The 26,225-nt window shown below is 58.9% G+C and carries 26 protein-coding genes; 13 read left to right on the forward strand and 13 right to left on the reverse strand.

The window, feature by feature from the left end; translation table 11 throughout:
* Nucleotides 1-70: 70 nt before the first annotated feature.
* Nucleotides 71-775 carry a DUF1013 domain-containing protein gene (locus AC245Y_RS21905; RefSeq protein ID WP_007632151.1) on the forward strand — a complete coding sequence of 235 codons (705 nt, stop codon included), beginning with the start codon at nucleotides 71-73 and terminating at the stop codon, nucleotides 773-775.
* A gap of 79 nt (nucleotides 776-854) precedes the next feature.
* Here AC245Y_RS21905 and AC245Y_RS21910 read toward each other — a convergent pair whose 3' ends face one another.
* From AC245Y_RS21910 to AC245Y_RS21920, 3 genes are all read right to left on the reverse strand, one after another.
* Nucleotides 855-1,790 (reverse strand): flagellin N-terminal helical domain-containing protein, encoded by a 936-nt coding sequence (locus tag AC245Y_RS21910; protein ID WP_012759527.1) that lies wholly within the window; start codon nucleotides 1,788-1,790, stop codon nucleotides 855-857.
* Between the two features lie 257 nt (nucleotides 1,791-2,047).
* Nucleotides 2,048-3,958: a propionyl-CoA synthetase gene (locus AC245Y_RS21915; protein WP_026157521.1), complete on the reverse strand. Its 1,911-nt coding sequence runs from the start codon at nucleotides 3,956-3,958 to the stop codon at nucleotides 2,048-2,050.
* Between the two features lie 82 nt (nucleotides 3,959-4,040).
* Nucleotides 4,041-4,700: a YggS family pyridoxal phosphate-dependent enzyme gene (locus AC245Y_RS21920; protein ID WP_012759529.1), complete on the reverse strand. Its 660-nt coding sequence runs from the start codon at nucleotides 4,698-4,700 to the stop codon at nucleotides 4,041-4,043.
* 200 nt (nucleotides 4,701-4,900) lie between these two features.
* On the opposite strand from AC245Y_RS21920, the gene leuS reads away from it, so the two are divergent.
* Genes leuS through holA form a run of 3 tightly spaced genes read left to right on the forward strand, consistent with a single transcriptional unit; the run spans nucleotide 4,901 to nucleotide 9,093 of the window.
* The gene (gene leuS, locus AC245Y_RS21925) at nucleotides 4,901-7,531 is read left to right on the forward strand and encodes a leucine--tRNA ligase (RefSeq protein WP_017995578.1); all 2,631 of its coding nucleotides are present in this window, start codon (nucleotides 4,901-4,903) and stop codon (nucleotides 7,529-7,531) included.
* Nucleotides 7,521-8,042: an LPS assembly lipoprotein LptE gene (gene lptE / locus AC245Y_RS21930; RefSeq protein WP_012759531.1), complete on the forward strand. Its 522-nt coding sequence runs from the start codon at nucleotides 7,521-7,523 to the stop codon at nucleotides 8,040-8,042. The genes leuS and lptE overlap by 11 nt, the downstream gene beginning before the upstream one ends.
* Before the next feature lie 10 nt (nucleotides 8,043-8,052).
* Entirely contained in the window at nucleotides 8,053-9,093 is a 1,041-nt protein-coding gene (gene holA / locus AC245Y_RS21935; protein ID WP_017995579.1) for a DNA polymerase III subunit delta, read from the forward strand.
* A gap of 176 nt (nucleotides 9,094-9,269) precedes the next feature.
* Here holA and AC245Y_RS21940 read toward each other — a convergent pair whose 3' ends face one another.
* From AC245Y_RS21940 to hemE, 8 genes are all read right to left on the reverse strand, one after another.
* Nucleotides 9,270-10,151 (reverse strand): ParB/RepB/Spo0J family partition protein, encoded by an 882-nt coding sequence (locus AC245Y_RS21940; RefSeq protein ID WP_017995580.1) that lies wholly within the window; start codon nucleotides 10,149-10,151, stop codon nucleotides 9,270-9,272.
* 31 nt (nucleotides 10,152-10,182) lie between these two features.
* Nucleotides 10,183-10,977 (reverse strand): ParA family protein, encoded by a 795-nt coding sequence (locus tag AC245Y_RS21945; RefSeq protein ID WP_012759534.1) that lies wholly within the window; start codon nucleotides 10,975-10,977, stop codon nucleotides 10,183-10,185.
* A gap of 19 nt (nucleotides 10,978-10,996) precedes the next feature.
* Nucleotides 10,997-11,614, reverse strand: coding sequence for a 16S rRNA (guanine(527)-N(7))-methyltransferase RsmG (gene rsmG, locus AC245Y_RS21950; protein WP_017995581.1), 618 nt, complete (start codon nucleotides 11,612-11,614; stop codon nucleotides 10,997-10,999).
* A gap of 25 nt (nucleotides 11,615-11,639) precedes the next feature.
* Nucleotides 11,640-13,517, reverse strand: a complete 1,878-nt coding sequence (gene mnmG / locus AC245Y_RS21955; RefSeq protein WP_017995582.1) for a tRNA uridine-5-carboxymethylaminomethyl(34) synthesis enzyme MnmG — start codon at nucleotides 13,515-13,517, stop codon at nucleotides 11,640-11,642.
* 76 nt (nucleotides 13,518-13,593) lie between these two features.
* Nucleotides 13,594-14,913, reverse strand: a complete 1,320-nt coding sequence (mnmE, locus tag AC245Y_RS21960) for a tRNA uridine-5-carboxymethylaminomethyl(34) synthesis GTPase MnmE (RefSeq protein ID WP_017995583.1) — start codon at nucleotides 14,911-14,913, stop codon at nucleotides 13,594-13,596.
* A 105-nt stretch (nucleotides 14,914-15,018) separates the two neighbouring features.
* Nucleotides 15,019-16,284, reverse strand: a complete 1,266-nt coding sequence (rho, locus tag AC245Y_RS21965; protein WP_012759538.1) for a transcription termination factor Rho — start codon at nucleotides 16,282-16,284, stop codon at nucleotides 15,019-15,021.
* 197 nt (nucleotides 16,285-16,481) lie between these two features.
* Nucleotides 16,482-17,018: a protoporphyrinogen oxidase HemJ gene (gene hemJ / locus AC245Y_RS21970; protein ID WP_029874613.1), complete on the reverse strand. Its 537-nt coding sequence runs from the start codon at nucleotides 17,016-17,018 to the stop codon at nucleotides 16,482-16,484.
* 2 nt (nucleotides 17,019-17,020) lie between these two features.
* Nucleotides 17,021-18,052, reverse strand: a complete 1,032-nt coding sequence (hemE, locus tag AC245Y_RS21975) for a uroporphyrinogen decarboxylase (protein WP_017995585.1) — start codon at nucleotides 18,050-18,052, stop codon at nucleotides 17,021-17,023.
* Between the two features lie 401 nt (nucleotides 18,053-18,453).
* Between hemE and AC245Y_RS21980 the strand changes: the two genes are divergently transcribed.
* Genes AC245Y_RS21980 through dnaQ form a run of 5 tightly spaced genes read left to right on the forward strand, consistent with a single transcriptional unit; the run spans nucleotide 18,454 to nucleotide 22,084 of the window.
* Entirely contained in the window at nucleotides 18,454-19,275 is an 822-nt protein-coding gene (locus AC245Y_RS21980) for a pyruvate, water dikinase regulatory protein (protein ID WP_011649834.1), read from the forward strand.
* 33 nt (nucleotides 19,276-19,308) lie between these two features.
* Nucleotides 19,309-19,908 carry a Maf-like protein gene (locus AC245Y_RS21985; RefSeq protein WP_017995586.1) on the forward strand — a complete coding sequence of 200 codons (600 nt, stop codon included), beginning with the start codon at nucleotides 19,309-19,311 and terminating at the stop codon, nucleotides 19,906-19,908.
* Entirely contained in the window at nucleotides 19,901-20,758 is an 858-nt protein-coding gene (locus tag AC245Y_RS21990; protein WP_017995587.1) for a shikimate dehydrogenase, read from the forward strand. Before AC245Y_RS21985 ends, AC245Y_RS21990 begins: the two co-directional genes overlap by 8 nt.
* Nucleotides 20,758-21,369: a dephospho-CoA kinase gene (coaE, locus tag AC245Y_RS21995; protein ID WP_017995588.1), complete on the forward strand. Its 612-nt coding sequence runs from the start codon at nucleotides 20,758-20,760 to the stop codon at nucleotides 21,367-21,369. The genes AC245Y_RS21990 and coaE overlap by 1 nt, the downstream gene beginning before the upstream one ends.
* Nucleotides 21,362-22,084 carry a DNA polymerase III subunit epsilon gene (dnaQ, locus tag AC245Y_RS22000; RefSeq protein WP_017995589.1) on the forward strand — a complete coding sequence of 241 codons (723 nt, stop codon included), beginning with the start codon at nucleotides 21,362-21,364 and terminating at the stop codon, nucleotides 22,082-22,084. The genes coaE and dnaQ overlap by 8 nt, the downstream gene beginning before the upstream one ends.
* A 66-nt stretch (nucleotides 22,085-22,150) precedes the next feature.
* Here the strand turns inward: dnaQ and secB are convergent, their stop codons facing one another.
* Nucleotides 22,151-22,633 (reverse strand): protein-export chaperone SecB, encoded by a 483-nt coding sequence (gene secB / locus AC245Y_RS22005; RefSeq protein ID WP_017995590.1) that lies wholly within the window; start codon nucleotides 22,631-22,633, stop codon nucleotides 22,151-22,153.
* Nucleotides 22,634-22,734: 101 nt separating this feature from the next.
* Complete coding sequence (locus tag AC245Y_RS22010; RefSeq protein ID WP_032996743.1) at nucleotides 22,735-23,241, reverse strand: FxsA family protein; 507 nt, start codon at nucleotides 23,239-23,241, stop codon at nucleotides 22,735-22,737.
* A 132-nt stretch (nucleotides 23,242-23,373) separates the two neighbouring features.
* Here AC245Y_RS22010 and AC245Y_RS22015 point away from each other — a divergent pair, with 132 nt between their 5' ends.
* The 4 genes from AC245Y_RS22015 to AC245Y_RS22030 are packed head-to-tail and all read left to right on the forward strand — an operon-like array spanning nucleotide 23,374 to nucleotide 26,129.
* On the forward strand, nucleotides 23,374-24,078 hold the full coding sequence (locus tag AC245Y_RS22015; RefSeq protein WP_012759547.1) for a Tim44/TimA family putative adaptor protein: 705 nt from the start codon (nucleotides 23,374-23,376) through the stop codon (nucleotides 24,076-24,078).
* A complete protein-coding gene (mltA, locus tag AC245Y_RS22020; protein ID WP_017995591.1) occupies nucleotides 24,071-25,189 on the forward strand; it encodes a murein transglycosylase A in 1,119 nt (372 codons plus the stop codon). The genes AC245Y_RS22015 and mltA overlap by 8 nt, the downstream gene beginning before the upstream one ends.
* Nucleotides 25,189-25,755, forward strand: coding sequence for a Smr/MutS family protein (locus AC245Y_RS22025; RefSeq protein ID WP_012759549.1), 567 nt, complete (start codon nucleotides 25,189-25,191; stop codon nucleotides 25,753-25,755). Before mltA ends, AC245Y_RS22025 begins: the two co-directional genes overlap by 1 nt.
* Nucleotides 25,752-26,129, forward strand: a complete 378-nt coding sequence (locus AC245Y_RS22030; protein WP_003544097.1) for a helix-turn-helix domain-containing protein — start codon at nucleotides 25,752-25,754, stop codon at nucleotides 26,127-26,129. The genes AC245Y_RS22025 and AC245Y_RS22030 overlap by 4 nt, the downstream gene beginning before the upstream one ends.
* Nucleotides 26,130-26,225: the final 96 nt, after the last annotated feature.

The raw sequence follows: 26,225 nt of genomic DNA on the forward strand, positions 1-26,225 counted from the left end.
CATATTTCCCGGACATTGTGGTGACAATCCACGGACCGCGACCGGCGCGGACGATAGAAGGACTATATCCATGGCTCAAACACTGCTCATGCCGAAGGCGACAGCCATTTGGCTCGTCGACAATACGGCACTGTCTTTCGATCAGATCGCGCAGTTCTGCAAACTGCATCCGCTCGAAGTCAAGGCGATCGCCGACGGCGAAGCGGCGCAGGGCATCAAGGGCCTCGACCCGATCTCGACAGGACAGCTTTCCCGCGACGAGATTGCCCGCGCCGAGGCCAATCCGAACCACAAGCTGAAGCTTTCCGAACCGAAGGTGCGGGTGCCGGAATCCAAGCGCCGCGGTCCGCGTTATACGCCGGTTTCCAAGCGTCAGGACCGCCCGAACGCCATTCTCTGGCTCGTTCGCAACCATCCGGAACTGAAGGACGCGCAGATTTCCCGCCTCGTCGGCACGACGAAATCGACCATCGAGCAGATCCGCGAGCGCACCCACTGGAACTCCGCCAACCTGGCGCCGATGGATCCGGTCACGCTCGGCCTCTGCAGCCAGATCGATCTCGACATGGAAGTGGAAAAGGCCTCCAAGGGCCGTCCGCTGCCGACCGCTGCCGAGCTTGGCGCGACGCTGCAATCGGCACAGGAAACCGAACGCCTGACCCCGAGCTACGAGCGCGAGGAGGAAAAGGAAAAGGAAATCGACGCCGATGCCGTCTTCCGCAAGTTGAGCTCGCTGCGCTCGGCCCCGAAGGACGAGGACGACGATCAGTACTGAGATATCAGCGATCTCATGAAAAACCCCGCCGGTATGAGCTGACCGGCGGGGTTTTTTGTTGCAGATGGCCTGTTTCCGATTAGCTGCGGAACAGGGTGAGGATGTTCTGCGCCGAGCTATTGGCGATCGAGAGCGACTGGATGGCGAGCTGCTGCTGCGTCTGCAACGCAGAGAGCCTGCTCGATTCCTCTTCCATATCGGCATCGACCAGGCGTCCGACGCCGGAGTCGATCGAATCGTGAAGACCGCTGACGAAAGTTTCCTGCAACTGGATACGGGTCGAGATCGAGCCCAATGCCGAGCCGGCGGCGGTCATAGCGCCGAGAACCAGTTCGACGCCTGTCAGGGCTGCGTCAAGCTGACCCTGGGTGAAACCGGTGATGTCGAGATCATATATTGACGCCATGACGATGACGGTGCTGCCATAGGTTCCGTTGAAGGCCGTGCCGATGATACCGCTTGATGTCTCGATCGCACCGGTGCTCGTCATGCCGAAAAGCACGTTTCCAAGCGAGCCCGAATCGAGCACATAATCCGTCATCTTGACGGAGACGGCATTGCTGCCGTCGCGGACGAAAGACGAGACGACGCTCTTCGTGCCGGAGGCGCCGGCAACCCAGTTTTCGCCGGAGAAGGACGCCGATTGAGCGATGCTGAGCAGCTGCTCCTGCAGCTGGTCGAGTTCTTGCTGGATCTTCGTCTTGTCGACGCCCTTTTCGGTGGCGGCGACAATCTTGGCCTTGATGTCGCTGACGACATCGAGCGCGCTGTCCATAGCCGAATAGGCCGTGTCGACCTTGGCCGCGCCGAGACCGAGCGCGTCGGAGACGGCCGAAAGCGCCTTGTTGTCAGAACGCATGGTCGTAGCAATCGACCAGTAAGCGGCATTGTCAGCCGCCTTTTCGACACGATAACCCGATGAAACGCGACCCTGGGTGTCCTTGAGGCTATCGTTTACGCCGCGCAAAGTCTGCAGCGCTGCCATAGCAGCGTTGTTGGTAAGGATGCTTGTCATGATCCGTTCCACAATCGTTGAGAAAGGGGCAATCCGGACTACAGCGCCGCGCGTCTTTCAGACGCGCAAAGGACGTTGTAGCACTTCTACTGCTGCATAATTTTGCCCCTTAAATCGATTCCGATTTAAGGAATTATGCAGTAGGCCGGTAACGGCGACCGCGTCATGCAAAGCCTGCTATGCAAGCCATTGCCGTTAACAAATGCTTGCATCAACATGGTTAACAATTCCTCAATCAGGCTTACCGAAAGTTTAATTCACATCGGCAAGGAGCCTAAACTGCGCCCACGCAGCACCTCGGCAATTTCCTCTAAAATCGTTGGATCATCAATGGTTGCAGGCATTTTCCAGGGTATGCCGTCGGCGATTTTCTGCATCGTACCGCGCAGGATTTTGCCGGAGCGTGTCTTCGGCAACCGGTTAACGGTGATGGCGGTCTTGAAGGCGGCGACAGGTCCAATCGAATCACGAATCATCGCCACGACCTCTGATTCGATCACCGTCGCGTCACGGGAAACATGCCGTTTCAGCACCAGGAAACCGCAGGGAGCCTGACCCTTCAGCACATCGATCACGCCGATAACAGCACATTCGGCGACATCGGGATGACGCGCACAGACCTCCTCCATCGCCCCGGTCGAGAGCCGATGCCCGGCGCAATTGATGATGTCGTCGGTGCGCGACATGATGAAGAGATAGCCGTCTTCGTCGACATAGCCGGCATCGGCCGTCTTATAGTAACCGGGAAACTCATCGAGATAGGCCGAGCGAAAACGGTCGTCCGCATTCCAGAGGGTCGGCAGGCAGCCGGGCGGCAAGGGCAGCTTGACGACGATATTGCCGAGCGTTCCCGCCTCGATCGGATGACCGGCATCGTCGAGCACCGCAATATCATAGCCGGGCATCGGCAGTGTCGGCGAACCGTGCTTGATGGGCAGGGCGCCGAGACCGAGCGGATTTGCGGCGATCGGCCAGCCGGTCTCCGTCTGCCACCAGTGATCGATGACGGGTATGCCAAGCATGCGCTCGGCCCATTTCAACGTCTCCGGATCCGCTCTTTCGCCGGCCAGAAACAGCGCCCGCAGATCCGGCATGGGATATTGGCGCATCAGTTCACCGTCACCGTCCTCCCGCCGGATGGCGCGGAATGCTGTCGGCGCCGTGAACAGTGCCCGCACCTGATACTCTGAAACGATGCGCCAGAATGTGCCAGCATCCGGAGTGCCGATCGGTTTTCCCTCGAAGATCAGCGTGGTTACGCCTGATAGCAGCGGGGCATAGACGATATAGGAGTGTCCGACGACCCAGCCGATATCCGAAGCCGTCCAGAAGACCTCGCCCGGCTTCAAGCCGTAGATATTCCGCATCGACCAGTTGAGCGCGACCATATGACCGCCATTATCGCGCACGACACCCTTCGGCTGGCCCGTCGTGCCCGAGGTATAGAGGATATAGAGCGGATCGGTCGCCTTGACGGAGACACAGGCGATCTCAGCGCCACGATGCTGCGCCACCGCCGCCTCGAAATCCTGATCGCGGCCGCTGACGAGATCTGCCCGAAGCTCGTGCCGCTGCAACACCAGACAGTGCTCCGGCTTCGAACGCGCGATCTCGATTGCCTGATCGACCAGGGGCTTGTAGGCGACGATGCGACCAGGCTCGAGCCCGCAGCTTGCGGTGATCACCAGCTTCGCACCGCAATCGTCGATGCGCGCCGCAAGTTCGCTGGCGGCAAACCCGCCGAAAACGACGGAGTGAACCGCACCGATGCGGGCGCAGGCGAGCATCGAAAAGACCGCCTGCGGCACCATCGGCATATAAAGGATGACACGATCGCCTTTGCCGATGCCGCGCTCGACCAACGCTGCTGCGATGGCCATCACTTCCCGCAGCACCTGATCATAGGTGAAACGGCGCTTCTCGCCGTTCATTGCGCTGTCGAAGATGACCGCCGTCTCGCCGCCGCGGCCGGCAGCCACATGCCGGTCCAGGCAATTGTGGCATGTATTGGTTTCCGCGTCTGAGAACCAACGGCCATAGACGCCCTCATTGGGTGAAAAAATCCGCTCTGGCGGCTTGAACCAGTCGATGTCACTGGCCGCTTCGCGCCAGAAGGCTTCGGGATCGCGTTTCCAGGCCGCATAGACCTGATGATAGCCGTTCCGCATCTGCTCCTCCCCAGGACATGCAAACCTCGATATCAATCTAGGCGGCATTAAGGGGAACAGGAAGCCCGACCAAAGCAGCGTTTCAGCGCGTGCCGAAAATCGCTGACCCTACACGCACGCTGGTGGCGCCAAAGGCGATCGCCGTCCCGTAGTCGCCCGACATGCCCATGGAAAGTTTTTCGACGCCGCATTTGAGCGCAAGCTTTGCCAGCAGGGCGAAATGCGGCCCAGGATTTTCCTCGGCCGGCGGAATGCACATCAACCCTTCGATGGAAAGGCCGAGTTCGTCGCGGCAGAGAGCGACGAAGGCTGGCGTGTCGTCAGGAGCGATGCCGGCCTTCTGCGGTTCGAGCCCGGTATTGACCTGGACATAGAGCCGCAGCGCCTTGCCTTGCCGCCTCATCTCCTCGGCAAGTGCGCGGGCGATCTTTTCCCGATCCACCGTCTCGATGACGTCGAAAAGCACCACCGCATCCGCCGCCTTGTTTGATTGCAGCGGTCCGATCAGATGCAGCGCGATATCCTGATGCTCGGCCTTCAGCGCCGGCCACTTGCCCTGGCTTTCCTGCACCCGGTTCTCACCGAAGACACGCTGTCCGGCTTCGATGGCCGGGCGGATCGCGTCCGCCTCGAAGGTCTTCGACACCGCGACGAGCTGAACGGAACCCGCCGGACGACCTGCTTCGCGTTCCGCAGCGGCGATCCGCGACCGCACGTCGTCTAAGCGCTCTTGAAGTTCCATCTATCTGCCTCGGCATATCCGCATGAAAGGATCGGCAATGCCTAACGAGCCAATCTGTGCTTGCCAAGTCCCGCCTTGGCGAAATCGCCTTGTCACGATCAAGATCGGACGCTTGCAGCGCCTGCAAAACTTGACGCTACGGTGGTTTCATGGTGAAGGTCTCGACCAACCTCCCCTGATGTTCCGGAAATACGAATACCATGGCCACCGAACGTTATAATCCGCGCGATGCCGAGCCCCGCTGGCAGCAGAAATGGAATGAAGACAAGGTCTTCGAGACCGACAATGCCGATCCGCGCGAAAAATATTACGTCCTCGAAATGTTCCCCTATCCGTCGGGGCGCATCCATATGGGTCATGTCCGCAATTACGCCATGGGCGATGTCGTGGCCCGCTACAAACGCGCCCGCGGCTACAACGTCCTGCATCCGATGGGTTGGGATGCTTTCGGCATGCCGGCGGAGAATGCCGCGATGGAGCGCGGCGTGCATCCCGCCTCCTGGACCTATCAGAATATCGGCTCGATGAAGGCGCAGCTGAAGGCCATGGGGCTTTCGTTGGACTGGAGCCGCGAATTCGCCACCTGCGACGTCGAATATTACCAGCACCAGCAGCATCTCTTCGTGGATTTCCTGGAGAAGGGCCTGGTCTATCGCAAGCAGTCGAAGGTCAACTGGGATCCCGTCGATAACACTGTGCTGGCCAACGAGCAGGTGATCGATGGCCGCGGCTGGCGTTCCGGTGCGCTCGTCGAACAGCGCGAACTGACGCAATGGTTCTTCAAGATCACCGACTTCAGCCAGGATCTGCTGGACGCACTGGATACGCTCGACCAGTGGCCGGAAAAAGTGCGGCTGATGCAGAAGAACTGGATCGGCCGTTCGGAAGGCCTGACGATCCGCTGGGAGATCGTACCGGAAACGGCGCCTGCCGGTGAGAGCGAAGTGACGGTCTATACTACCCGGCCGGACACGCTGTTCGGCGCTTCCTTCCTGGCAATCGCCGCCGATCATCCGCTGGCGAAGGATGCCGCTGCAAAGAACCCTGATATCGAGGCCTTCTGCGACGAATGCCGCCGCGCCGGGACCTCGCTCGCAGCACTCGAGACCGCTGAAAAGAAGGGCATGGATACCGGTATCCGCGTCAGGCACCCGCTCGATCCTTCCTGGGAGCTGCCGGTTTATATCGCCAATTTCGTCCTGATGGATTATGGCACGGGCGCGATCTTCGGCTGCCCCTCGGGTGACCAGCGTGACCTTGATTTTGCTCGCAAATATGGCCTTCCGGTCGTGGCCGTCGTCATGCCCAGGGATGGCGATGCCGCAAGCTTCTCCGTCGGCGACACCGCCTATGACGGTGATGGCGTGATGATCAACTCACGCTTCCTCGACGGCAAGACCACCGGCGAAGCCTTCAACATCGTTGCCGATCGGCTATCTGCCGCTTCGCTCGGCAATGCGCCGCAGGGCGAGCGCAAGGTCAATTTCCGCCTGCGCGACTGGGGCATTTCCCGCCAGCGTTATTGGGGCTGCCCGATCCCGGTCATCCATTGCGATGATTGCGGTGTCGTGCCGGTGCCGAAGGCGGACCTGCCGGTCAAGCTGCCCGACGACGTCACCTTCGACCAGCCCGGCAATCCGCTCGACCGCCATCCGACATGGCGTCATGTCTCCTGCCCGAATTGCGGCAAGGATGCTCGCCGCGAGACGGATACGATGGACACCTTCGTCGATTCGAGCTGGTATTTCACCCGCTTTACCGCGCCCTGGGAAGAAAGGCCGACCGATCCGGAGGCGGCGAACCGCTGGCTGCCGGTCGACCAGTATATCGGCGGCATCGAGCACGCGATCCTACACCTGCTCTATTCGCGCTTCTTTACCCGCGCCATGCGCGAGACCGGTCACGTCGCGGCCACCGAACCTTTCAAGGGTCTCTTCACCCAGGGCATGGTGGTCCACGAAACCTATAGCCGCAGCGCCGGCGCCAGCCGCGAATGGGTGGCACCCGCCGATATCCGCATCGACGAACTCGACGGCAAACGACGGGCTTTCCTGCTGACGTCGGGCGAGGAAGTCGCGATCGGCTCGATCGAGAAGATGTCGAAATCGAAAAAGAATGTCGTCGATCCCGACGATATCATCGCCTCCTACGGCGCAGATACCGCCCGTTTCTTCGTTCTGTCCGACTCTCCGCCCGAGCGTGACGTCATCTGGTCCGAGGCAGGCGTCGAGGGCGCCCATCGCTTTACCCAGCGGCTGTGGCGCCTGATTTCCGAAGCCGCGGACGCGCTCTCCGCCGTCGCACCTGCGCCGGCTGCCGATGGGGAAGCGTTGCCAATCTCGCAGGCCGCCCACAAGACGCTGAAGGCTGTCGAGAACGACTATGACAAACTCTGGTTCAACAAGGCCGTTGCCCGAATTTATGAACTCGTGAACGCGCTGGCCGCACCGATGACGAGGGTTGCCGCAGGCGAGGGTAATGCCACCTATCGCGCGGCGGTGCGCGATGCCGCCGAGATCCTGATCCAACTCGTCTCTCCGATGACACCGCATCTGGCTGAGGAATGCTGGGCTGCGCTCGGCAATGAAGGCCTGCTTGCCCGGACAAACTGGCCGCGGTACGACGAAACACTCGTCATCGAAAACGATGTGGTCCTGCCGGTACAGATCAACGGCAAGAAACGCGCTGAATTGACAATTTCTCGCGATGCAGATCAGAATGCCGTCACCGACGCCGTGCTGAATCTGGATGCGGTGAAGAGCGCGTTGAACGGACAGGCACCGAAGAAGATCATCGTGGTTCCCCAAAGGATTGTAAACATTGTCGTCTGATATCGCTTGCAAGCTGGCCCGCAATGCCGGCATCGCCATGATCCTTGCCTCCGCGGCTTTTCTCTCGGCCTGCCAGGTCCGTCCGCTCTATTCAGAGAGTTCAGGTGTGGTTGAAAAACTTTCTTCGGTCGGCTTTTCCGAGGCAGGCAGCCGGGTCGAGCAGCAGGTTCGCAATCGCCTGATCTTCCTTGCGTCACGCGGTGCAGGCGAAGCGGTAAACCCGCAATATCTGGTCGAAATACACGCCACGTCGGCTGTAGCCGATACGCTGCTGGCCGAATCCTCTGACACGTCGAAGGCCGGCCGTGTGACCGTCAACGTCAGTTACACGCTGCGTGCCACGGCCGACAATCATGTCATCAAGGCCGGCAGCCGCCAGGCCACGGCGCTGGTGGATTTCTCCGAGCAGGAATTTGCCAAGCAGCGGGCGATCCGCGATGCTCAGAACCGCGCGGCCGATCAGACGGCGGAATTCGTGGGAGCCGATATCGCCGCCGCCCTCAGCCGCTGAGGGCGGAGATGTGGCAGAGATAAAATCCCACGAATTCGAGAGTTTTCTGCAGAAATCGGCGCGGAACTATCGGATTTTCGTCATCTACGGGCCGGATCGCGGCCTTGTTTCCGAACGGGCAAGCCAGCTTGCCGGTAAGAGCGGTGTTGCTCTCGATGATCCCTTCTCGCTGACGAAACTCGATATTGGCGACCTCCAGAAAGACCCGGGTCGATTGGTCGACGAGGTCCAATCCATCGGGCTGTTCGGCGGTGAGAAACTGATTTGGATCCGCGGCGCCGCCAACGAGAAATACCTCGTTGATTCCCTGGCGCTGCTGGCCGAAAAACCACTCGAAGCAGCCTATCTGATCGTCGAGGCCGGCGACCTGAAGAAGGGTTCCCTGCTGCGCAAGACTGCGGAATCCGCCCGTTCTGTCATGACGATCCCGTCCTACGCCGATGACAGCCGCGCCCTGAATGGCTTGATCGATACGGAGCTCGGTGCAGAGAAGCTCGGCATTACGCCGGCCGCGCGCCAAGCACTGATCGCCTTGATCGGCGGTGACAGGATCGCTTCCCGCAACGAGGTGCGCAAGCTCGCTCTTTACTGCCGGGGTTTCGATACCGTCGAAGAACATCACGTTACCGAAATAATCGGTGACGCCAGCGCCATCTCGGTTGACGACGCGGTCGACGCTATCCTCGGGGGCGATCTAAACGCCTTTCTGCACGCCATGCAAAAAATCAGCAGCTCGAAAACCGCGATCTTTCTCGTTCTGCAGGCATGCCTGAAACAATTCCAGCTTCTCGATTCGATGCGCGCCGAAATGGATGAAAAGCGGCTGCAGACACCTCAGATTATGCAGACGATGGGGCGGCATCTGCATTTCCGGCGCAAGCCGATCATCGAACAGGCGCTACGCCAATGGCCCGCGGAAAGCATCGCCCGTGAATGCAATCGGCTGCAGGCCGCTATTCTGCAAAGCCGACGGCGACAGGTGCTGGAGGACAGCGTTGCGATGCAAACGCTTCTCTCCACCACCCTTCAATCCGGCCGGAAATCCGGCTGATCAGCGCATCGGTCCAAAATCAGAACCGATCTTCGGAAAGCAAAGATGCAAGGGATTAGACGTCCTACGGCGTTCTAGAGCAATTCCGGCAAAAGTGCGGAGCGGTTTTTCATCCGGAATTGCGTGAAAACAAAGAGATAGAATATTTCCGTGATTCGGAGAAAAACGAAAACGCTCTAGCGCCTCTCAAGCAAACGGCAGATTTCCTCGAGCTGCTCTAACGACTTATAGGAAATTTTGATCTGGCCGCCGCTTGCCTTGTGATTGATCGCAACATCAAGGCCGAGTGCATCGGAAAGTGTCCGTTCCAGCGCCAGCGTGTCGGAATCTTTCTGATCTCGCTGCAACGTCGCCCGCAGTGGCTCCGATTGGGCCTTGATATTGTTTTGCGCCAGCTTCTCGGCATCACGCACCGACATGCCCTTGGCAACGATCGTGCGGGCAAGACTTGCCGGGTCGGATGTCGAAACCAGGGCGCGTGCGTGCCCAGCTGATAGGCTGCCGGAGGCAAGCAGATCGCGAACCGGATCAGGCAGCTTCAACAGGCGCAACGAGTTGGCAACGTGGCTGCGGCTTTTGCCGATGATTTCGCCGAGGTCGTTCTGGGTGTAACCATATTCAGCGATAAGCTGCTCGTAGCCCAACGCCTCTTCGAGGGCATTGAGATCCGCGCGTTGCACGTTCTCGACAATGGCGATTTCCAGCGCCGTCTTGTCATCCACATCACGGACAATGACAGCAATCTCGATCAACCCGGCAAGCTGAGCCGCGCGCCAACGTCGTTCGCCGGCGATGATCTCATATCGATCCCGCGACATCGTCCGCACAACGATGGGCTGAACAATGCCGTGTTGACGAATGGAACTTGCGAGATCGTGCAGTTCCGAGTCATCGAAGAACCGACGAGGATTGCGGGGATTGCGGCTGACGAACTCGATCGGGATCATTCTGTCGGCGCTGATAACCCGCTCGGCTTCGACCGGGACGGGCTGATCCATTTCACCAATCAGCGCCGCAAGGCCGCGGCCCAATCGCCTCTTTGATACATCGTCATTCATGATCTACACTCACCTACACCCCTAAATGATATCACGCGGCCAATCTTTGGCGCTCTCGCTGGATGACCTCAGAGGCCAGCTGCAGATAGGCCTGGCTGCCCGCGCACTTCAAGTCATAGAGAATAGCCGGCTTACCGTAGGACGGAGCCTCGGAAACCCGGACGTTGCGCGGAATTAACGTGTGATAAACCTTGTCGCCGAGATGCGTGCGCACGTCATTGACAACCTGTTGGGCAAGATTGTTGCGCGCATCGAACATCGTCAAGACGATACCCTGAATATCCAGACGCGGGTTAACAGTCCGCCGAACCTGGCTGACGGTCTCAAGCAACTGACTCAATCCCTCAAGCGCAAAGAATTCGCATTGCAGCGGAACGAGGACCGAATGGGCCGCTGCCATGGCATTCATCGTCAGCAGATTGAACGATGGCGGGCAATCCAGAAGAATATAAGAAAACGCCATCGCTTCGGGCGAAGACAGCGCTTTCCGCAACTTGAACACTCGATCGCTCTGCTGCGAGATTTCCATCTCGATGCCAAGAAGATCCATCGTCGACGGGACAATAAACAGATTAGGAACCGCTGTTTCGAGAGTCACCTCGGGGATTCCACGATCACCAATCATCAGATCGTAGGAGGACAGCTTGCGATCACGACGATCAATACCCAGGCCGGTGCTGGCATTGCCTTGCGGGTCGAGATCGACAATCAAGACGCGCTCGCCGATAGCAGCAAGCGCCGTTGCCAGGTTGATTGCTGTGGTCGTCTTGCCAACGCCACCCTTCTGATTTGCGATGGTGATAATCCGATGTCGTTCGCCAGCCATTGCCGCAATATCCGATCTGTTAAACCAAGCGCCGGAGATTTGATACTTCCAAAATAACAGATTCCTGCTCGACGGCGCTCTTATGTTCTAACAGATCGAATTCCCACCGACCACGTGCTTTGTTGACTTCTCTCAGGTAATCCCGGCCTTTGTGAAAAAAGCCTCGACAATTTTCCTTGCCAAGCATCCAGGGGGCTGAATACTCGATAAGCCCATCAAGATCGGCAAGGGCGCGCGCTGAAATCGCATCACATTCGCCAACCTCCGCATAAGCGTCTTCGATTCGCAGGATATGAACGCTGCCGCGCGCATTTGTCTCCCGCAACGCTGTCCGCAGAAACGCCGCCTTTTTATGGTTGCTTTCAACCAGATGGACCCATCCGTCCTTCAGCTCGGCCAGAAAAATCGCCGTGATAACACCGGGAAAACCGCCGCCACTACCGAGGTCGACCCAGCTTATCGCTTGAGGATTGATCTGGAAAACTTGGCTGCTATCGGCGATGTGTCGATGCCATAGATCATCGAGTGTCGACGGCGCCACCAGATTAATTGCTTTTGCCCACTTCTGAAACAGCACTGCAAAGTGTTGCAGCCGTTCCTGTGTTTCACGTGAAACACGCAAACCGTTTAATTCCATTCTGAAAGACTCTCAAATCTTGTAATCAAGCGCTATGACGCTCGGCAGAGGATAGGCGACGCAAATGCACAAGCAGCAATGCCACCGCTGCCGGCGTCATTCCTTCAACGATAGCGGCCTGAGCAATGCTGAAAGGGCGAGCAGCGCTAAGTTTTAGCTTTAGCTCGTTTGAGAGACCGGACAGTGCGTCATAGTTGAAATCAGGCGGAATCTGCCGCTGCTCGTCGCGTTGCTGGTCGACAATCGCCGCGGCTTGTCGATCCAGATAAACCGAATAACCGGCCTCAATTTCCAACGCTTCGGCGATCTTCGGTCCAATCACGCCGAGCTTCTCCGGCCAAACATGCCGGAGCGCGACGAAATCATAATTCGGATAGGACAGTAAATCATACGCGGTTCGGCGCTGGCCATCGAGATTGATATTCAAGCCAGCGCGGCGCGCCTCATTCGGTGTAAGCGCCAGCGACTGCAACACCGCCCGACTGGAGTCGATCTCCGCCCGATAGGATGTGAATCGCTGCACTCGCGCGTCACTGACGCACCCGAGCCGCATGGCCAGCGGCGTCAAGCGCATATCGGCGTTATCAGCCCGCAACGTCAGCCGATACTCCGCACGCGATGTAAACATTCGATACGGTTCCGTAACGCCGCGTGACGTGAGATCGTCGATCATGACGCCAATATAAGAATTCGTCCGGCTAAAATGGAACGGATGCGAATCGCTGCTTCGCAATGCAGCATTCAGCCCGGCTGCCAGCCCCTGCGCGGCCGCCTCTTCGTAGCCGGTAGTGCCATTGATTTGGCCTGCGAGAAAGAGGCCTCTCAGCCGTTTAACCTCCAGCGATGGAGTCAGCTCTCTCGGATCGACATGATCATATTCGATCGCATAGCCCGGTTGCAGTATTCTTGCCGCTTCCAGGCCGGGAATCGTTTTGATGAAGGCTGCCTGCACCTCCGCCGGCAGGGAGGTGGAAATCCCGTTCGGATAAACCGTGTCATCGTCCAGTCCCTCTGGCTCGAGAAAGACCTGATGTCCATCCCGCTCTCCGAATTTCACCAGCTTGTCTTCGATCGACGGGCAATAACGAGGTCCGACCCCTTCGATCTGCCCGGAATACATGGCCGAGCGCATAATGTTGTCGACAATGATGCGGTGGGTCGCTTCAGTCGTCCTGGTGACCCCGCATTCGATCTGTGGCGTGGTAATCGTGTCTGTCATAAAGGAGAAGGGGACAAGCTCCTCGTCAGCCCCCTGTCGACCGACGGATTGCCAGTCGATCGTTTTTCCGTCCAGCCGGGCGGGAGTGCCGGTCTTCAGACGTCCAAGCCGCAGTCCCAGCCGGGCGAGGGTGGCAGACAATCCGATCGACGGCGCTTCACCGACGCGCCCGGCCGGCGTCTTTTCCGACCCTATATGAATAAGACCGCGCAGAAAGGTTCCAGTAGTCAAAACCACGGCCGGCGCTTTCAGGGTTCGACCATCCTTCATCATCACGCCAGCGATACAGCCATCGACAACGTCCAGATCAAAGGCGTCGCCTTCGATAATATCCAGGTCAGGCGTCGCTTCGATCGCCGCCAACATTGCCAGGCGATAAAGCTTTCGATCGGCCTGCGTCCGTGGTCCTCGGACAGCCGCACCTTTCTTCTTGTTGAGTATCCTGAATTGAATGCCTGCAACATCGGCGACGCGACCCATCAGGCCATCCATCGCATCGATCTCCCGAACAAGATGGCCCTTGCCCAAGCCGCCAATCGCCGGATTACAGGACATTACCCCGATCGTGCCCCGCCTATGCGTAATGAGGGCGGTTTTTGCCCCGAGGCGCGCAGCTGCGCTGGCAGCCTCCGAGCCCGCATGGCCGCCACCGATCACAATTACATCGAAAACATTATCCGTCATTCAGGCACTCCACATGCGGCGGACGTTTCACGTGAAACCATTTAGGGCGTTTTAGTGCCCCAAGGTTTCACGTGAATCATTTACCGATACAAAACTCTGAGAAGATCACGCTGAGCAACTGCTCAACATCGACTCGTCCAGTAATCCTGCCCAAATACTCAGCGGCAATTCGCAGCTGCTCAGTCCGCAGTTCGAGATTCATATCTGCCTGCGATATCGCCGCATCGAGCGCCGCTAAACATTTCGCCAGAGAATCCTTATGCCGTTGCCGGCTGGGGATTGCCATAGACAGACCAGCAAAACGTTTGTCGATGATGTCGCCAATCAATCGTCGCAATTCCGGCAGACCGTCACCGGTCGTTGTCGAAATCTGCAAGTCGTACCGATCCTCGGCAATGCCGATGAGATCCTTCTTCGTCCCGACAGTAACATGTGGAGAGGCTTGCTCCAAGTCGTCGGGAACCAGAGGATTAGTCATGTCAACCAGCAACAGGACAAGGTCGGCATCACTAAGCGCCGCGCGCGCGCGCCGCACCCCTTCCATTTCGACCCTGTCGTCCGCCTCGCGAAGTCCCGCAGTGTCATAGAGCTTGATCAGGTAACCATCAATATCGAGATCAACCTGCAGGACATCGCGGGTGGTTCCGGCAATCTCCGTCACGATTGCCACGTCTCGGCGCGCCAAAGTGTTCAACAGGCTCGATTTCCCAGCATTCGGAGCGCCGGCTATAACCACCTTGAAACCGTCCCTGATAATCTCCCCGGCCGAAGCTGTTGCCAGGTGATTCTCGATATCGCTGCGAAGCTTCGCCATATCGGCCCAGACCACATCCGATACCGAGCTAGGAACATCATCCTCGTCGGGGAAATCAAGCTCCGCCTCGATCAGCGCCCGGGCGCGCGTAAATCGTTCCGCCCACGAATCGTAAATTGCGGACAGTCCGCCTGCGCTATGTTCGACCGCAAGGCGTCTCTGCATCTCGGTTTCCGCCCCGATGAGGTCGGCCAGACCCTCCACCTCGACGAGGTCAAGTTTGCCGTTCTCGAAAGCTCGGCGAGAGAATTCACCCTCGACCGCCATCCGAACACCCGGAATATCGCCAAGTGCGTGAAACAGCGCCGCAAGTACCGCTTTGCTGCCGTGGATCTGCAGCTCGGCAACATCCTCGCCGGTAAACGAATTCGGAGCAGGAAAAAACAGCACCAACCCGCTATCGATCGGCTGATTGTTACGAGTCCGAATCGTTCTGTGAGATGCATGCCGGGCTGCCGGAACGGATCCGGCGAGGCTCACCAATATGTCGCTGGTCAGCGGCCCGCTGATTCGAACGACCGAGACACCCGAAGGCAGGGCACCGCTCGATAGCGCATATATGGTATCATTCAACATGGCCATATCGCCTGGTTCATCGGTTGGAATCGAAATCGATTCCTCTCAAATAGAAAAGCTGGAGGCGTCATGACGATGCCTCCAGCTTTAAGGGGTGAATCCGGCTAAGGATTATGTGTTCATCGATTCGAAGAAGTCGGAATTGTTCTTCGTCTGCTTGAGCTTGTCGATCAGGAATTCGACCGCATCGGTCGTGCCCATTGGAGCAAGGATGCGGCGGAGCACGAAGATCTTCTGCAGATCCTGGCGCGGAACCAGAAGGTCCTCCTTGCGAGTACCGGACTTCAGAATATCCATGGCCGGGAAGATACGCTTATCGGCGACCTTGCGATCGAGGACGATTTCCGAGTTGCCCGTGCCCTTGAATTCTTCGAAGATCACTTCGTCCATGCGGCTGCCGGTATCGATCAGCGCGGTCGCGATGATCGTCAAAGAGCCGCCTTCCTCGATGTTACGGGCCGCGCCGAAGAAGCGCTTCGGCCGCTGCAGAGCGTTGGCGTCCACACCGCCGGTCAGGACCTTGCCTGACGAGGGAACGACCGTGTTATAGGCACGGCCCAAGCGCGTGATCGAATCGAGCAGGATGACAACGTCGCGTCCGTGTTCGACAAGGCGCTTGGCTTTCTCGATGACCATCTCGGCTACCTGCACGTGACGGACGGCTGGTTCGTCGAAGGTGGAGGAGATAACCTCGCCGCGAACCGAGCGCTGCATGTCGGTCACTTCTTCGGGGCGTTCATCGATCAGCAGGACGATCAGATAGCACTCCGGATGGTTGGCGGTGATCGAATGCGCGATGTTCTGCAACAACACGGTTTTACCGGTACGCGGCGGCGCGACGATCAATCCACGCTGGCCCTTGCCAAGCGGCGCCACCAGGTCGATTACACGTGGCGACAGATCCTTGGTGGTCGGAATATCGAGTTCCATCTTGAAGCGCTCGTTCGGATAGAGCGGCGTCAGATTGTCGAAATGGACCTTGTGCCGGATCTGTTCCGGATCGTCGAAATTGATGGTGTTGACCTTGAGCAGCGCGAAATAGCGTTCGCCTTCCTTCGGTCCACGGATCGGGCCTTCGACCGTATCGCCGGTTTTCAGCGAGAAACGGCGGATCTGCGACGGGGAGATATAAATATCATCCGGGCCCGGCAGGTAGTTCGCATTGGGCGACCGCAGGAAGCCGAAACCGTCCTGCAGCACTTCGACGACGCCTTCGCCGATGATTTCGACATCCTGGCTGGCAAGCATCTTGAGGATCGCAAACATCAGCTCCTGCTTGCGCATCGTGCTTGCGTTCTCGACCTCGAGCGATTCGGCAAATGCCAGCAGATCCGTCGGGGATTTACTCTTAAGTTCCTGAAGCTTCATTTCAGCCATGAAGTGACCAATACTCTTTTTAATTTCAAAGGGGAAAGGCGATGTTGGGTCGTATTCGGTACCGCGAAAGGGCTCGCAGACGACTGAACTCTACACACATGCCACGTAGATGAGATGCGCGGAAAATAGCGACTCGCAATCGCTGCCGCAAGAGGGCTGCTTAAAATGAAGCAAATTTAACCTGAGGACGATTTTCCTCAGAACGGCTTCACCACGACGAGGATGACGATCAGGATCATCAGCACTGTCGGGGCCTCGTTCATGAACCGCCAATAACGCGCCGAGCGGCGATTTTCATCCCGCTCGAACGCTCCGACGGCGCGGCTGAAGAACATATGAACAGCGGTCAGCAATACGACGAGACCGATCTTGGCATGCAGCCAGCCGCCCTGGAATCCATAAACCGACCAGGCGAGATAGAGGCCGAAAATCCACGTCAACATCATCGCCGGAGTCATGATGATTCGAAGCAGCCGGCGCTCCATTACCTTGAAGGTTTCCGACTGCACCGAACCCGGCTCCGCATCGGTGTGATAGATGAACAGCCGCGGCATATAGAACAGCCCGGCCATCCACGAAATGACTGCGATGATGTGTAGCGCCTTGATCCAGAGGTAGAGATTATCGGGGTTCCACGCAAAAAGCCCGATCGCCATCAGCGCAAAGAAGGCCAGCGCAAAATGAGCCCGGCGCCGGGCGTAAGCGCCAGATCTGCGATCGGTCTGTTTTTCCATCGTCACGCCCCGCCTCGCACACGATCCACCAGCAGACGCACATGCTCGGGGTCGGCCTGCGGTGTAATGCCGTGACCGAGATTGAAAATCAGCGGACCATTGCCGAGATGCTGCAGGATATCGTCGATGCCGTCTTCCAGCGCCCGGCCGCCGGCAACAACACGCATCGGATCGAGGTTGCCCTGAACCGGTCCATCCTTTTGAAGTTCGGCGGCAAAGGCCAGCGGGACCGACCAGTCGAGGCCGATTGCATCTGCGCCCGTCTTCTGGCGATAGGTTTTCAGCTGATAGCCGGCGCCCTTGGCAAAAGCGATGATGCGAGCATGTGGCCGTTGCGACTTGACGGAAGCGATCATCCGCGCAACCGGCCTGACCGCAAACGCTTCAAACTCCTTCTCGCCAAGAACACCAGCCCAGGAATCGAAGATCTGCACGGCATCGGCGCCGGCATCGATCTGGGCGACGAGATAATCGGCCGATACGTCGGCAAGCAGCATCAGCAGATGCTCGAAGGCGCGGGGATGCCTGTAGGCGAAGAGACGGGCAGGGGCCTGATCCGGCGTGCCGTGACCGGCGATCATGTAGGTCGCAACAGTCCATGGCGCGCCGCAGAAGCCGAGCAGCGTCGTCTCGACTGGCAACTCCTCGCGCAGCCGCCGCACTGTTTCCAGAACCGGCCTGAGATAGTCGACAACCTCTTCGCCATTCAATCTGCCGATACCAGCTTCATCGATCGGATCCATCTCCGGACCATGACCCTCGGTGAACCGGACGTTCCGCTTCATTGCATCGGGAATGACCAGAATATCGGAAAACAGAATAGCCGCATCGAAGCCATAGCGGCGGATCGGCTGCAATGTCACTTCGACGGCATGGTCAGGCGTGTAGCAGAGATCGAGAAAACTCCCTGCCTTTGCCCGCGTCTCCCGATATTCCGGGAGATAACGTCCTGCCTGTCTCATCAGCCAGAGAGGAGGAGGGGAGAGACTTTCGCCACTCAAAACCCTCATGATCTTTCGGCGCGTATCGCTCAAGCGCTTCTTCCCTATAATAAAACAAAGATATTTTAAAAGGTTTCTATTTCTTAGAGTCGGTGACTATCAAGGATTAAAATCCATCCACCGCCGATGCCATTTGTCGCGCGCCCGCAAAACAACATCGGAAAGATTTGTCGATCTCGTCCAAATTTCGGGGAGAAGCCGAATCGGGAAATGATTCCAAATCCTTCCGGATCGGCAATTTTTCTCATAGCTGTGGACAGGCTGTGGACGAGCTTTCAAGAAGCCCACCCCTTCCCCATCGTCCACAGGGCCAACCGAAACCGTTCGGCAAAATCCGAAATGTGGATAAGCAGGCATGTTTTCCCTTGCCGGAGACTGCCTCGCCGCCGTAGCTCTGTTTCATCCAGTGTTTTCAACAGGCAGCGGAAAATAGCGTGGAGAACAGAACGAACTTCTTTCATCTGCATCTGATTTCTGACTCAACGGGAGAGACTCTGATCTCCGCCGGGCGCGCCGCGTCGGCGCAGTTCAGATCAGCGCAGCCGATTGAACATGTCTATCCGCTGATCCGCAATCGCAAGCAGCTGCTGCCGGTTCTGCAGGCGATCGATGACGCCCCCGGCATCGTACTCTACACCATTGTCGACCGGGAGCTTGCGAGCCTGATCGATGAGCGCTGCATCGAGATGGGTGTCGCCTCGGTGAATGTGCTGGAGCCAGTGATGAATGCCTTCCAGATCTATCTCGGCGCTCCATCGCGCCGTCGGGTCGGAGCTCAGCATGTGATGAATGCCGGCTACTTCGCCCGCATCGAAGCGCTGAATTTCACCATGGATCACGATGACGGCCAGATGCCCGACGATTACAACGACGCCGATGTCGTGATCATCGGCATCAGCCGTACGTCGAAAACACCCACCAGCATCTACCTCGCCAACCGAGGTATCAAGACGGCGAACATTCCGATCGTCTATGGCGTGCCATTGCCGGAGAGCCTCTTCGTCGCGAGTAAACCGCTGATCGTCTGCCTGATCGCCACCACCGACCGCATTTCCCAGGTGCGGGAAAATCGTGTGCTCGGGGTGACGCAGGGATTCGATCGCGAACACTACACCGATCGCGCCGCGATTTCGGAGGAACTGAAATATGCCCGCTCGCTTTGCGCCCGTCATAACTGGCCGCTGATCGACGTCACCCGCCGCTCAATCGAGGAAACAGCAGCGGCGATCGTTGCCCTGCGGCCGAAGCTGCGCTAAGCGCTGGCGAAAAACTGGCACGCCGAGGAACCCATGACGCCGAAACTCATCCTTGCATCGTCGAGCCCCTATCGCCGGATGCTGATGGAAAATGCCGGTCTGTCCTTCGAGGCGCATGCCGCAAGGATCGATGAACGGGCCGTCGAAGCGCCGCTGGAAAAAGCCGGCACCAAGCCTGATGCCGTGGCCCTCGTCCTGGCCAGGGCCAAGGCCGAAGAAGTCAGCAGCCGTTTTCCGGATAGCCTGGTCATCGGTTCGGATCAAACGATGTCGCTCGGCGACAGCGTCTTCCACAAGCCGAAGGACATGACCGACGCCGCTAGCCATCTTCAAGCCCTTTCGGGGGTCACCCATCGATTGAACAGCGCCGTTGCGATTGTGAGCGCCGGCGTGGTCTTGTGGGAACATCTTGCGCATGCGGAGCTGACGATGCGGCCGCTGACGATGGAGTTCATCACCAGACATCTGGCGCGGGTTGGTGAACGGGCGCTTTCCAGCGTCGGCGCCTATCAATTGGAGGGGGAGGGCATCCAGCTCTTCGAAAAGATCGAGGGTGATTATTTCACCATTCTCGGCTTGCCGATGCTGCCGCTCCTAAAAAAATTGCGAGAACTCGGAGCAGTCGATGGGTGATTCACGTGAAACATTCGGGCCGAAAGCATTTGTCACGGGCTTTCCTATCAAGCATTCGCGCTCGCCGTTGATCCACGGATATTGGCTGAAGACGCTCGGCCTGCCGGGCAGCTACCGCGCTCATGAAGTGGCGCCCGAGGCCTTTGCCGATTTCATTCACTCGCTGAAGGACGGCAGTTCCGGCTTTGCCGGAGGCAACGTCACCATTCCGCACAAGGAATTGGCGTTCCGGCTCGCCGACAAACCGGACGCGCTGTCGCGCGAGCTCGGCGCCGCGAACACTCTCTGGCTGGAGGATGGCGCTCTGCATGCAACGAATACCGACGGTCGCGGATTCATCGCCAATCTCGACGAATGTCATCCGGGCTGGGACCGGCATGGCACGGCCGTCGTCTTTGGCGCCGGCGGCGCCAGCCGGGCGATCATCCAGGCAATCCGTGATCGCGGTTTCAAGGAGATCCACGTCGTCAACCGTACGGTCGAACGCGCGCGTGAACTTGCGGATCGCTTTGGTCCGCGTGTTCAGGCCCATCCGGCTGGAGCGCTCGCCGACGTGATGAAAGGTGCGGGCCTCTTCATCAACACCACCTCGCTCGGCATGGACGGCGAGGCGGCGCCGCAACTCGATTTCTCGCCTCTTGCAGCCGATGCCGTCGTCACCGATATCGTCTATGTGCCCTTGAAGACGCCAATCCTGGCACAGGCGGAAGAGCAAGGATTTCCCATCGTCGATGGTCTCGGCATGCTCTTGCACCAGGCCGTGCCCGGATTTGAGCAATGGTTCGGCCGGCGTCCCATCGTCGACGCGGCGCTACGCGCGCTCATCATCGCGGATATGGAAGCACACTGATGCTGAAGATCGGTCTCACCGGCTCCATCGGAATGGGAAAATCGACGGCGGCAAAGCTCTTCGCCGATGCTGGAATCCCGGTGAACGATTCGGATGCCGTGGTCCACGATCTCTATGCCGGCGAGGCTGCACCCCTGGTGAATGCAGCCTTCCCCGGTACAATGAAGGATGGAGCAGTCGACCGGCATGAACTCGGCCGCCAGCTCGCTCTTCATCCTGGCGGCTTCAAACGCCTGGAAGCGATCGTCCATCCGCTGGTTCGCAGACGCGAGAGGGAATTTCTGGAGCAACAGCGCGCCGCCGGCGCCGACATGGTATTGCTCGATATCCCATTACTTTTCGAAACCAGCGCCGAGGCAAGAGTGGACGTCATCGTCGTGGTCAGCACTGATCCACAGATTCAGCGCCAAAGGGTGCTTGCGCGCGAAGGCATGACCGAGGAAAAATTCGACATGATTCTCTCTCGCCAGACGCCGGACACGGAAAAACGGCGGCGGGCCGATTATCTGATCGACACCAGTCACAGTATCGCGACGACGAGAGAACGGGTGTTCGAAATCGTCGCCGACCTGAAAACGCGGATTGCCAAGGGAGATTTCCGGAATGCGTGAGATCATCTTCGATACGGAAACAACCGGCCTCGACAACCGCGCCGACCGCATCATCGAAATCGGTGGCATCGAGCTCTTCAATCATTTCCCCACCGGCAACACGATCCATATCTTCATCAATCCTGGAGATCAGAAGGTTCATCCGGATGCGCTCGCCGTGCACGGCATCACCGATGAATTCCTGAAGGACAAGCAGCCTTTTGGGGAGGTTGCCGAACAAATCCTTACCTTCTTCGGCGACGCGAAGTGGATTGCCCATAACGCCACCTTCGATATGGGCTTCATCAACGCGGAATTAGCGCGGATCGGTTTGCCGCCAATCCTGCCGGAACGGGTGCTCGACACCCTGTCGATGGCGCGGCGCAAACACCCGATGGGACCGAATTCGCTCGATGCGCTCTGCCGACGCTACGGCATCGATAATTCGCACCGCACCAAACACGGCGCGTTACTCGACTCCGAATTGCTCGCCGAAGTCTATATCGAGATGATCGGTGGCAGACAGGCAGCCCTCGGCCTCGGCATGGTTGGCAGGTCCAACCAAGCAGCTCGCGGCGACATGGCGATGGAAGACGACGTGGTGATTGCCGCAGTGCTTGAGCGGCCCCGGCCGCTCGCCCCGCGCCTGAGCCAAACCGAGGGGCAGGCACATGAGGCTCTCGTCGCCAAGCTCGGTGAAAAAAGCGTCTGGGCGAAATACGCCAACCTCGATTAAACCGGTCCTCAATTGAAAATGCCCGGGACCAGCCCGGGCATCCGCATTTCAGACAAGCAAGACCGGTCAGTTCGGAACGGCCTGAACCTTGGCGCGGGCCTGTTCCTCGGCAACGCGCTGAGCGAACATCTGCGTGAAGTCGATCGGGTCGATCATCAGCGGCGGGAAACCACCGTTGCGGGTGACGTCGGCGATGATCTGACGGGCGAAGGGGAAGAGCATACGCGGGCACTCGATGAAGAGAACCGGCAGCATGTGTTCCTGCGGGAAACCGGCAACGCGGAAGACGCCGCCATAGGTGAGTTCGGTATGGAAAACCGTCTTGTCGCCGTCCTTGGCCTCGGCATTCAGCGACAGCACGACATCGAAATCCGTATCGGAAAGCGGGTTGGCGTTGACGTTTACATTGATGTTGATCGTCGGCGCCTTGTCGCGGGCCTGCAGCGAACGCGGCGCACCCGGATTTTCGAAGGACAGATCCTTGGTATATTGCGCAAGGATCGAAAGGGTGGGGTTGGTCGCACCGTTGCTGTTGTTATCGTCTGCCATTGGCTTTTCCTCGAGGGGCATGGGAATGGTGCCGCCATCTAACATTTCAGGGAAGGGCTTACAACCCTGGGCGCTTGGCGCGGTTGATCAGCCGCAGTGCCTCAATCGCCGAGATGTTTGCCGGACCACGGTGAGTTGCGATCCGGCTCTCTATGATAGTCCTCTTCGTCGAGATCGACCACCTTCGAGTTCGGCTTGCGGTCGCGGAAATCGGCTTGCGGGCCCGAGGAAGAGGCGCCCTTAGCATTGACGACGACGAAGCGTTTGGCGATCGCCCGCCAGACGAGATCGCGCACCGGCGGAATAAGAATGAGGATCGCGATTATATCGGACAGGAAGCCGGGAATGATCAGCAGCAGCGAGGCGATGACGTTCATCGCCGGCCGCAGCAGGTCGCGGCCCGGCATCACCCCGTTTCGTCCTTCGCTCGACATGCGGCGCAAAATACCGATGCCTTGCCGGCGCAGCAGAATCACGCCGAGGACGAAACCGAGCATGACGAGCGCCAGCGTCAGCCACAATCCGATAGCCCGGCCGACCACGACGAAACCGGCAATTTCGGCGAGCGGCAGCAGCAGAATGAAGGCTGGCAGGATCGAAAAACGCATGTCGGTCATGTCCCGGGCTCGCCGGTCTCCTCTTGGCGCCGGCGAAGATGCCAGCCATCATTTGAATCATCTGTATAGGCAGACTATATGGGAGTACAAATCAGAGATGTTAACGGGCGGCTGCGATACGATATGAGTTCGAACGACTTCATCACATTATTTTTCCTGGTGGCGGCTGTGCTGATTTTCTTTCAGCTCCGCTCCGTGCTCGGGCGCCGTACAGGAAATGAGAAGCCGCCGCGCGATCTCTATACGCCGCGGGATGCGGCTCCGGCCGAAGCCGCCGATGCCGGCAAGGTAGTGACGCTGCCGCGGCGTGATGCGACGACGGAGGACGAGGATCGCTTCGCCGCCATCGATGCTTTCGCGGCACCCGGAACGCCGCTCAACGAATCGCTGCGCGCGCTGAACAAGGCCGATCCCGCCTTCACCCCGAAGGAGTTTCTGAACGGCGCCCGCATGGCTTACGAGATGATCGTCATGGCCTACGCCGATGGCGACCGGAAAACGCTGAAGAACTTGCTGTCCCGCGAAGTCTATGACGGGTTCGATGCGGCGATCGGCGAGCGCGAAGCCCGGGGCGAGAAGGTGAAGTCCACCTTCGTCGGCATCGACAAGGCCGAAATCACCCATGCGGAAACAAAGGGCAGCGAAGCGCAGATCACCGTGCGCATCGCCAGCCAGCTGATATCGGCCACCTACGACAAGGCGGATGTGCTGATTGAAGGCGACGCCGAAAACGTCGCCGAGGTCAACGACGTCTGGACCTTCGCCCGCGACACCCGCTCGCGCGATCCGAACTGGAAACTCGTGGCGACCGAATCGGAACATGAGTGACCACGCATCGGACTTCGTCCTGCAGGCCATAAGCTTCGACACTCTGGAAGGCTGGAAGGATGATGATCCCTCCGGCCTTTTTGAAGTGATGCGAAGCTGCCGCCGGCAAATCACCGATGTCAAATCGTACCGTACCGGATCGCTGGGCCTGAGCTCGGAAGACCTGCTTCCGCTTCTCGCCGCTGCCGAAGATTTCACTCCGCCATCTCCGGCGTCGGCGCGCGCTTTTTTCGAGACGCACTGTCGGCCCTTTCTGATTCGCCGCAAGGATGGCAATTCCGGCTTCGTCACCGCCTTCTACGAACCCGATATCGACGTGGCCGAGCGGCCGGACGAAATTTTCCGTTTTCCTTTCTACCGGCGTCCGGGCGATCTGATCGATCTCGACGACGCCAATCGCTCCGCCGAGCTCGACAAGGCCTATGTTTTCGGCCGTCTGCATGAGGGCCGCGTCGCTGCCTATCCGGACCGCCGCGCCATCGATCAGGGTTTTCTCGAAGGCCGCGGCCTCGAAATTGCCTGGGCGAAGTCGAAGGTCGATGTCTTCTTCGTGCATGTGCAGGGTGCTGCCCGTCTGCGTTATACGGATGGTCGTATCGGCCGCATCACCTATGCGGCGAAGGCCGGCCATGCTTTCTCGGCGATCGGCAAGCTGCTCATCGGGCGCGGGGAGATCAATCGGGCGGAGATTTCGATGCAGGCGATCCGTGCCTGGCTGGCGCGCAATCCCGAGAGCGTCGACGAAGTATTATGGCATAACCGCTCTTATATTTTTTTCCGCGAAGCGCCGGTTGCCGATCCACAGGCAGGCCCGATCGCGGCCGCCAAGGTGCCGCTTCTCGCCGGGCGCGCGCTTGCGGTCGACCGGATGATCCATACCTTCGGCTTTCCTTTTTTCATTCGCGCCGAAAGTCTCACCCATCTCGACCAAGGCCGCCCGTTCCACCGGCTGATGCTGGCGCTCGATACCGGCTCGGCGATTATCGGGCCGGCGCGGGGTGATATCTTCACCGGCTCGGGGGACATGGCCGGGGAAAGTGCCGGCACCGTCCGCAACGAGGCCGATTTCACCATCCTCATTCCCAATGCCGCCGCCGGAAGATTCGACTGATGGCCAGGGATCGCAAGCTGAGCGCGGATGAGAGGATCCTCTGGGGCAAGGTTGCCCGCAGCACGCGGCCGATGCCCGGCAAGGCGGGGGCGTTGACCGAACTCGACGCCTTTCTTGCCGAGGCCGAGGCGGCGGCCGAACGGGAACAGGAAAAGCAGACGCCAGCCACACCCACGCCGCTGCAGGCGACAGCACCGTCAACGGCGAAGCCATCGGCCGGGGTGCATCATCCGCTGGAAAAGCCGGTCAAGCGGAAGATCGCCAAGGGCCGGCTGGCGCTCGAAGCGCGGATCGACCTGCACGGGTTGGTGCAGAGCCAGGCTCATGCCATCCTTCTCGATTTCCTGATCCGCGCCCATGAGCGCGGCATGCGCCATGTGCTGGTCATTACGGGCAAGGGCAGCTCCATGGGCAGCGAGGGTGCGCTGAAGCGGGCGGTGCCTCTCTGGTTCTCGAAGCCGGAATTCCGTTACCTGATCTCCTCCTATGAGTCGGCCGCACAGCATCATGGCGGTGAGGGCGCGCTCTACATTCGCCTGTCGCGGCGGCATGGGGAAAGGCCATGACACCCTTCGGAGAGGCGGTTCGCAGGCTGAGAGCGCGCAAGGGCGTCTCGCAGAAGGAGATGGCGGAGGCACTGAATGTCTCCCCCGCCTATCTCTCGGCGCTCGAACATGGAAAGCGTGGTTTGCCGACATTCGATCTGCTGCAGCGCATCGCCGGCTATTTCAACATCATCTGGGATGAGGCTGAGGAACTGTTCCTGCTCGCCCGCTCGTCCGACCCGCGCGTCGTGATCGACACCTCCGGACTGCCCCCCGAATATACCGAATTTGCCAACCGGCTGGCCCGGCGGATTCGCAACCTTGACAGTGCAGAGATAGGCCGGCTATCGGCTCTTCTCGAAAATGGCGGCAAAGGCGACGGAAAAGCGTCATAATCCCCTGTTTTATGCCTTGTTTTAGGGGCTTGCCATTGGGAAGTGGGTTCAAAAAACCTATATACGAGAGTGAAGAAAGCCGGTGATTCGCAAGGC

Source organism: Rhizobium sp. SRDI943 (assembly GCF_057653695.1).